Origin of the sequence: Mycobacterium sp. E2479 (genome assembly GCF_001667925.1) — a bacterium.
GTDB lineage: Bacteria > Actinomycetota > Actinomycetes > Mycobacteriales > Mycobacteriaceae > Mycobacterium.
Window position 1 is genome coordinate 1 of sequence record NZ_LZJR01000005.1, and the last position, 7116, is coordinate 7116.

Annotated in this window: 5 protein-coding genes; 4 read left to right on the top strand and 1 reads right to left on the bottom strand. The window is 63.6% G+C overall.

The genetic code is table 11. From position 1 onward, the window contains the following. From A5686_RS00465 to A5686_RS00480, 4 genes are all read left to right on the top strand, one after another. A partial coding sequence (locus tag A5686_RS00465; protein WP_197520438.1) for an NAD(P)/FAD-dependent oxidoreductase occupies positions 1 to 1203 on the top strand: 1203 nt, incomplete at its 5' end. Further along, a complete protein-coding gene (locus A5686_RS00470; protein ID WP_067929813.1) occupies positions 1200 to 3518 on the top strand; it encodes a hydantoinase B/oxoprolinase family protein in 2319 nt (772 codons plus the stop codon). The genes A5686_RS00465 and A5686_RS00470, both read left to right, overlap by 4 nt. Then, a complete protein-coding gene (locus A5686_RS00475; RefSeq protein WP_067929814.1) occupies positions 3515 to 5650 on the top strand; it encodes a hydantoinase/oxoprolinase family protein in 2136 nt (711 codons plus the stop codon). Before A5686_RS00470 ends, A5686_RS00475 begins: the two co-directional genes overlap by 4 nt. A gap of 12 nt (positions 5651 to 5662) precedes the next feature. Beyond that, entirely contained in the window at positions 5663 to 6580 is a 918-nt protein-coding gene (locus A5686_RS00480; RefSeq protein ID WP_067929815.1) for an SDR family NAD(P)-dependent oxidoreductase, read from the top strand. 6 nt (positions 6581 to 6586) lie between these two features. Here the strand turns inward: A5686_RS00480 and A5686_RS00485 are convergent. Beyond that, positions 6587 to 7116 (bottom strand): amidohydrolase family protein (locus tag A5686_RS00485; RefSeq protein WP_156749878.1); only part of this gene is annotated, 530 nt, incomplete at its 5' end.

Here is a 7116-nt window from a genome sequence, read left to right on the forward strand (position 1 = left end):
GTGCGCGCGCTCACCTGGGATGAGGACCTGGCCAAGTGGAAGATCGACGTCAGCGGCCCCAACGGTGACCGCACGATCGAGTCGAACGCGGTCATCACCGCAGTCGGCTTCCTGTGCCAGCCCAACATGCCGAAGATACCGGGGATGGCCGACTTCAAGGGGCGGTCGTGGCACTCGTCGCGCTGGCCCGAGGAAGTCAAGCCGGACGGCAAACGCATCGCCGTGATCGGGACCGGTTCCACCGGATACCAGATGGTCCCGGAACTGGCGCTGACCGCCGAACATGTCGTCGTGTTCCAAAAGGAAGCGTCATGGGTGTTCGGAATCCCCGGTTACCGCGCGCCGTACCCCCCGCAGGTGATGTGGTTGGAGCGCAACCTCCCATTCCACAAGAACTTCATGCGGCTGCGCGGCGTGGATGTGACCAGCGGCTGGGACATCACCACAGATCGCGATCCCGACTACACCGCAGATCCCCAGGCGATCAGCGAGTTCAACAAGCAAATGCGTGACAACGCGATCGAGTTCCTGGCCGAGAAACTGCCCGACGATACGCTGCGGGCCAAGATGACCCCGGACTACCCGGTGTGGTCACACCGCCCGGTTCTCGTCGACACTGACTACAACGTGTTGGACGCCCTGAACCGCGACAACGTGACCCTGGTGACCGAGGCCATCGCCGAGGTCAACGAAACCGGCATCAAGACCGTCGACGGACAGCAGCACGATGTCGACATCATCGTCTACGCCACCGGCTTTCGTGCCAACGACTATCTGTTCCCGATGCGCGTCACCGGCCGGGAAACGACGCTGGAGCAGACGTGGGCGCGTACCGGCACGTGTGCGTACCGATTCTGCATGGTGCACGGCTTCCCTAATCTGTGGATGCTGCACGGCCCGAACACAATTGGCGGAATCACTCCCGGTCCGTGGGTGGAGCTTGCCACCCAATTCGCGCTGAAGTGCATCGACCGTCTCATCAACAACGACGAGAGGTCAATCGACGTCAGCGAACGGGCCTACCGCAAATACATGGCCGAAGTGTTCGAGCGGCAGAAGACCAAGGCTTGGAGCGATCCGCGCGCCGACAGCTATTACCAGGGCCAGGGCGGCGCTCCCTCGGCAGTCATGTCCCCATACCCACCGGGGATCATCTTCAGGCTCATGCGCTATCCGGACTTCGGCGAAATGGAGATCCGGTGACCGCAACCGGCGCGAGCGTCGAGGATTTCGTCTGGGACGGTCTGGTCCACAGTTATCGGCCACGGGATGACTGGCAGACCCGACTGTCGCCGAAGTTGAAGCTCGCGACCGAAGCCGCGGATGACATCGACCCAGTGACCTTCGAGGTGCTGCGAAATCGGTTGTGGACCATCAATATCGCACACGGCGACACGCTGACGAGGATGTCGGGGTCACCGGTGTTCCAAGGCCTCGACTTCAACATGTCGATCCTCACCGAGGACGGTGAGGCCGTCATGAGCGCGCCGTTCGTTCAGTATCTCAACGCTGGCGCGCCCCTCGTCGTCCGTTACCTGATGGAACACTTCAGCGACGCGCCGGGCATCGAGGACGGCGATGTATACCTCGCCAGTGACCCGTGGATCGGTGCGTCTCACCAGATGGACGTCTGCGTGGCCGCACCGCTGTTCCTCGATGGCGAGTTGTTCGCCTGGGTGTCCAACGCCGCTCATCAGTACGACCTCGGCGGGATCGTCCCCGGCGGCTGGCCGCAGAACGCGCCCGACGTGTACAGCGATCCGGTCATGTTCCGGCCGTTCAAGCTGATCGAGAGTGGTGTGCTGCGTGACGATCTCGAGCAGATGTACCGGCGTCAGTCGCGGGTGCCCGATATGGTCGCGCTCGACTTGCGGGCACAGCTGGCCGGCTGCCAGTTCGCCATCCGCCGCCTGCAGGAGACGTGCGACGAATTCGGTGCGGGAGTCGTCAAGGCGGCGATGCGAAGGATCCTCGACAACGCGCAACTCGCGTTCGCACGCAAGCTCGAGCGCATCCCGGACTGCACGGTCAGCGACGTCTTCTACTTCGACGAGGAGATGCCCGGGGATCGCAAGACCCACCGGGTTCAGTTCAACCTGACCAAACGCGGCGATCGGCTCATCGTCGACAACGCAGGCACCGACGCCCAGGGTATAGGCCCCAACGGGTTCACGTTCGTCAACTTCATGGGCATCGTGTTGGGGCTCTCGGCACTGACCCTGCTGCACGAACACACGTTCTCCATCGGCGGGGCCTACCGCCAGATCGACTTTCGTCCGTCGCCGGGAACGCTGACTTGTTGTGACTATCCCGCGGCGGTCAGCGGCGGCGTCATGAACATCATCAGCTCGTTCGTTCGGGTGCAGAACTCCTTGGCCCGGCTGATGGCTTGCGATCCAGAGTTGAAGCAGGATCTTGTCGTGTGCGGCGCCGATCACCCGCTGCTCGTTCTCGCCGGCGCTGACGATCGCGGCAACTTTTTCGGAACGGCGGTGCTGGAAGCGGTTGGTGCCGGCGGAGGTTCGCGCGCCCACTCCGACGGCATCAACACCGCCGGCCTCGTCATCGCGCCGATGTCGAAGATGCCGAACGTCGAGGACACCGAGCAGTACTACCCGATGCTGATGATGTACCGGACGGAGGCCACCGACACTGGCGGCCCAGGGCGCTATCGCGGTGGGGTGGGCATCGAAGTAGCTTTTACCCCTTACCGTTCCGCGCAGGTGGAAGCCATCACCAATGCCGGCGGCCAGGGCGTGTCGACGAATCAAGCGATGGGGTTATTCGGCGGCCTGCCGTCTCCCACTGCGCAGTACCACGTGTTTGGCGCCACGGACGTGGCTGAGCATTGGAAGGCTCAGCACATGCCCCGGTCGGTCGCCGAACTGACCTACGGCGGGTACCACCGCCTGCGGACCAAGTCGAACGGCACACCGCTTGCTAACGGTGATGTGATGAAGATGGTCTGTTGTGGCGGCGGTGGCTACGGGGATCCGATCGAGCGTGAACCGGACAGGGTCGCCGAAGATGTTGCCGGAGGATACGTTTCGGCCACGGCCAGTTTCGACCTATATGGCGTCGTGGTAGGGGACGACGGTCGTGTTGACGACGAGGCGACATCTGCACGTCGCGAAGAGATCCGCTCCGAGCGGCGCACCTGGACGCCCGTCGCCGAGCGGTTCGGGCACCGCAGTGACGAATCAATCACGGCCGCAACGGGTGAGCCGCCGCGATCCGTGCACGAGCACGTCACCGCGCGTGACGACGGCGGCCGCCGAAGGGTGCTTGCCTGCGCGCGCTGCGACACGGTGCTTTCCGACTATCGAGCCAGCTACAAAGACGGGTTGTTGATCAGTGAGACCGGCGTGGAGATCTTGCCCCGTGTTGAAGACCCCAGCTTCTTTCTCGACGAGGATATGGTGCTGCGGCGGTATTGCTGTCCAAGCTGCCAGATCTTGATGACAGTGGAAATCGCCCGCCGCTGCGAGCCTGCCCTTAACGAGATCATGTTCCAGTGAGCGGCTACACGGTAGGCATCGACATCGGTGGCACGTTCACCGATTGCGTTGCCGTGAATCCAGTCGGCAATGTTGCCATCGGCAAGGTGTCGTCGACCCCGCCAGAGTTTCAGCGGGGGTTCATTGGATCGATCGGCGAAGTCGCAAGCCGGATTGGGCTCTCGCACACCGACCTGCTCGCCCGCACCGATGCGATCCTGCACGGCTGCACCGTCGGCACGAATGCCCTCGTGGAGAAGCGCACCGCGAAAGTCGCGCTACTGGTCACAGCTGGGCACCGTGACACCATTTACATGATGCGTGCCGGCGAGAGGCTCGTCGGATCCCATGCACACGAGATCGCCCACCTTGCAGGGCATTACAAGCCCGAGCCATTGGTGCCGAAGTCGCTCGTCGTCGAGATCGACGAGCGGGTTGCAGCCGATGGACAGATCATCATGGCCCTCGATGAGGGCCGAGCCCGCGAAACGATTCGCTCCTTGGTCGCCGACGGGGTCGAGGCGTTCGCTATCGCGTTGCTGTGGTCGACCGCCACCGAGGTCCACGAGCGGGCGCTTGCCCGTATCGTCGCCGATGAGGCGCCAACCGCCTTCGTTTCGGTCAGCTCCGAGGTTGTGCCCCGCGTCGGTGAGTACCAACGCACCGTGGCGACGTTGATCAACGCGATGATCGGTCCGGTCACCAGCGAGTACCTTGCGCGCCTCGAGGACGAATTGGCCGCCCTGGACTATCCAGGGTCGCTGTCCATCATGACGTGTGCAGGCGGTCTGATCGATATTGCTCACGCTCGTCGGATGCCCCTATTGACCATCGGCTCCGGCCCGGTGGCCGGGCTGATCGGTGCGGGTCGGCTCGCGCGCGCGGCTGCCTCCAGCGACATCGAAGTAGCGACTGGCGACATCAATGTGCTGACTGGTGACGTCGGCGGCACGACGTTCGACGTCGGCGTAATCCGTCGTGGCGAGCCGGTAACGCGAACGACGACGAGATATGGCCAGTACGAGTACTTCGTGCCGACTCTGGACGTGCGGTCGATCGGATCCGGCGGCGGGTCGATCGTCGCGTTCGACGAGGACACCCGCAGCCTGCGCGTAGGGCCTCGAAGTGCCGCCGCAGTTCCAGGACCGGCTGCCTATGGGCGCGGCGGCGACAAGGCGACCGTGACCGACGCCGCGCTGGTGCTGGGTTACCTCAACCCCAAACACTTTCTCGGCGGCGCACTTTCCCTGAATACGGAAGCGGCGACAGCGGCGCTCGAACGCGCCGGAGCGCCGCTGGGGTTCACCGCCGTCGAGACGGCCGCGGCTGCCATGCGGATCGTTGATGATCAGATGGCCGACGCGATCCAGCTGTCCAGCACACAACAGGGGTACGACCCGCGCGGCTGTGTCATGTACGCGTTCGGCGGGGGAGGCGGGACGCATTGTCCAATGGTCGCGCAGAAGCTCGGCATCTCGACGACGGTCGTTCCGCTCGGCGACCTGGCTGCCGGGTGGTCGGCGTTCGGCGTAGCAGCAGCCGACGCGTTGATCGTGCAGGACATGGCATTGCTCATGCCCTCGCCATTCGATCCCGAGGGACTTAATAACGCATGGTCACAGCTCGAGGGCAAGGTCCGAGCCGTGCTTCCCACCTCGGTTGCTGACGCCGATGTCCAATTCGGCCGTTTCGTGGAGTTGCGCTATCGCCAGCAGGTAAACGAGCTGAGAATCCCTGCCCCTGAAGGGATCTACAGGCAGGCCGAAGTCGATCAATTGATCGCTGCTTTTGAGCGGGAGTACGAGCTACTCTTCGGCCGCGGAAGTGGTTACCCAGCGGCCGGATTCATGATCACGTCGCTACGAGTGACCGCCCGCGCCAGCGTCACCGAGCACGAGTTCATCGCAACCGACGCCGGTGAGCCCGTCGACGTGGAGCCGGCCAGCTGGCGCGAAGTCGTCTGGTACGAGGTGGATACCACACCCCGGCGCACGCCGGTTTACGACGGTGGCCGGTTACGGCCCGGTGATCGGGTGACCGGCCGGGCCATCATCGAATTCATCGACACGACCGTCGTCCTTCGTCAGGGCCAGCGCGCAACGGTCGACGCCCGCAGCAGCATCGTCATCGAGCCGATCGGCTCCAACGAGTAAGGGGTCAAAGACATGAGCGGACTGCTACAGGATCGAGTGATCGCCATTACCGGAGCCGGGCGGGGGATCGGCGCCAGTATCGCCATCATGGCCGCCGCGGAAGGCGCGCGCATCGTGGTAAACGACCTCGGCTCGGCGGTTGACGGGACCGGGGCTGACAAGGAGACGGCGGCCGGCGTCGTATCTCGTATCACCGAGGCAGGCGGGGCCGCCGTCGCCAACAGTGGTGACATCTCGGATTACGACGACGCCGGTGCGCTCGTCCAGCAGGCTATCGACACCTACGGTCGGCTGGACGTACTCGTCAACGTCGCGGGAATCCTGCGCGACAAAATGATTTTCAACATGACTCCCGAGGAGTGGTCTGCCGTATTGCGGGTGCACCTACGCGGCACCTACAACACGAGCAAGCACGCGAGCGTCTACTGGCGTTCGCTGCGCGACGAAAGCACTCACCACCGCCTGATCAACTTCACCTCCGGCTCGGGCCTGCACGGGTCCCCGGGACAGCCCAATTACGCGGCCGCCAAGATGGGCATCGCCGGGCTGACCTACTCCTGTGCCGCGGGGCTTAAGCGCTACGGGGTGACGTCGAACGCGATCAGCCCCGACGCGAGCACCCGGATGACCGACTCGATGGGTGAGCACCGGCGCGAGGACCAAGACGTCCGCTCGCCCGACAACATCGCGCCAATCGTGCTGTACCTCGCCAGCGAACGCTCGGATTGGTGCAACGGCCAGATCCTGTACACATCCGGTCCGGATATCGGTTTGTTCAATGTCCCGTCGTTGGTCAGCGAGATATTCACGGACGGCCCGTGGGAACTGCCCGCTGCCTTCGATCAGATCGAGAGTGCGTTCCCGGCCGCCGTCATGCCGAATCATGTGCCCGCGATGACCGGTTCCGCGACGCCGAACGCTGTTCTGTGATGCGACCTATCCGAGTTTGAAGACCTCAAGACAGTTGTCGTGGCAGTAAGCCTGCATCGCATCGTCTTTGAGTGGTAGCTCGAGTGCGTCGCTTGCCGCACGTTCGACGCTGAGCAATGGGAAGTCCGACGCCCACATCACTTGTCCTTTGCCGCGGGTGTTCATGAAGTGGACGATCTCGGCGGGGATGTACTTCGGTGACCAGCCAGACGTCATCAGGTAGAAGTTCGGGTGCTTCTGTAGCAGCGCAAGCGTTTCCAGGTGCCACGGATGACCGATGTGGGTTCCTACAACCGTCAACTCGGGGAACGCGAGCAGGATGTCGTCCAACAAAGCCGGGTGCTGAAGCTTGGCACTGCGCATCGGGCCCGGGAAGCCGAGGTTCATGCTGATCGGAACGCCCAGCTCGGCGCACTTCGCATAGATCGGGTAGTAGAGCGGGTGGTCGTAGGGCTCACCGAACATCGCGGCCATGACACGGATCGCGACACACCCGTAGTCCTTGACGGCCCGGTCGAGCTGCCGGTAGGCCCGCA

Bases quoted from the DNA above. Each gene is read 5' to 3' on its own strand.
- A5686_RS00480 (WP_067929815.1), top strand. From the start codon at position 5,663: ATGAGCGGACTGCTACAGGATCGAGTGATCGCCATTACCGGAGCCGGG.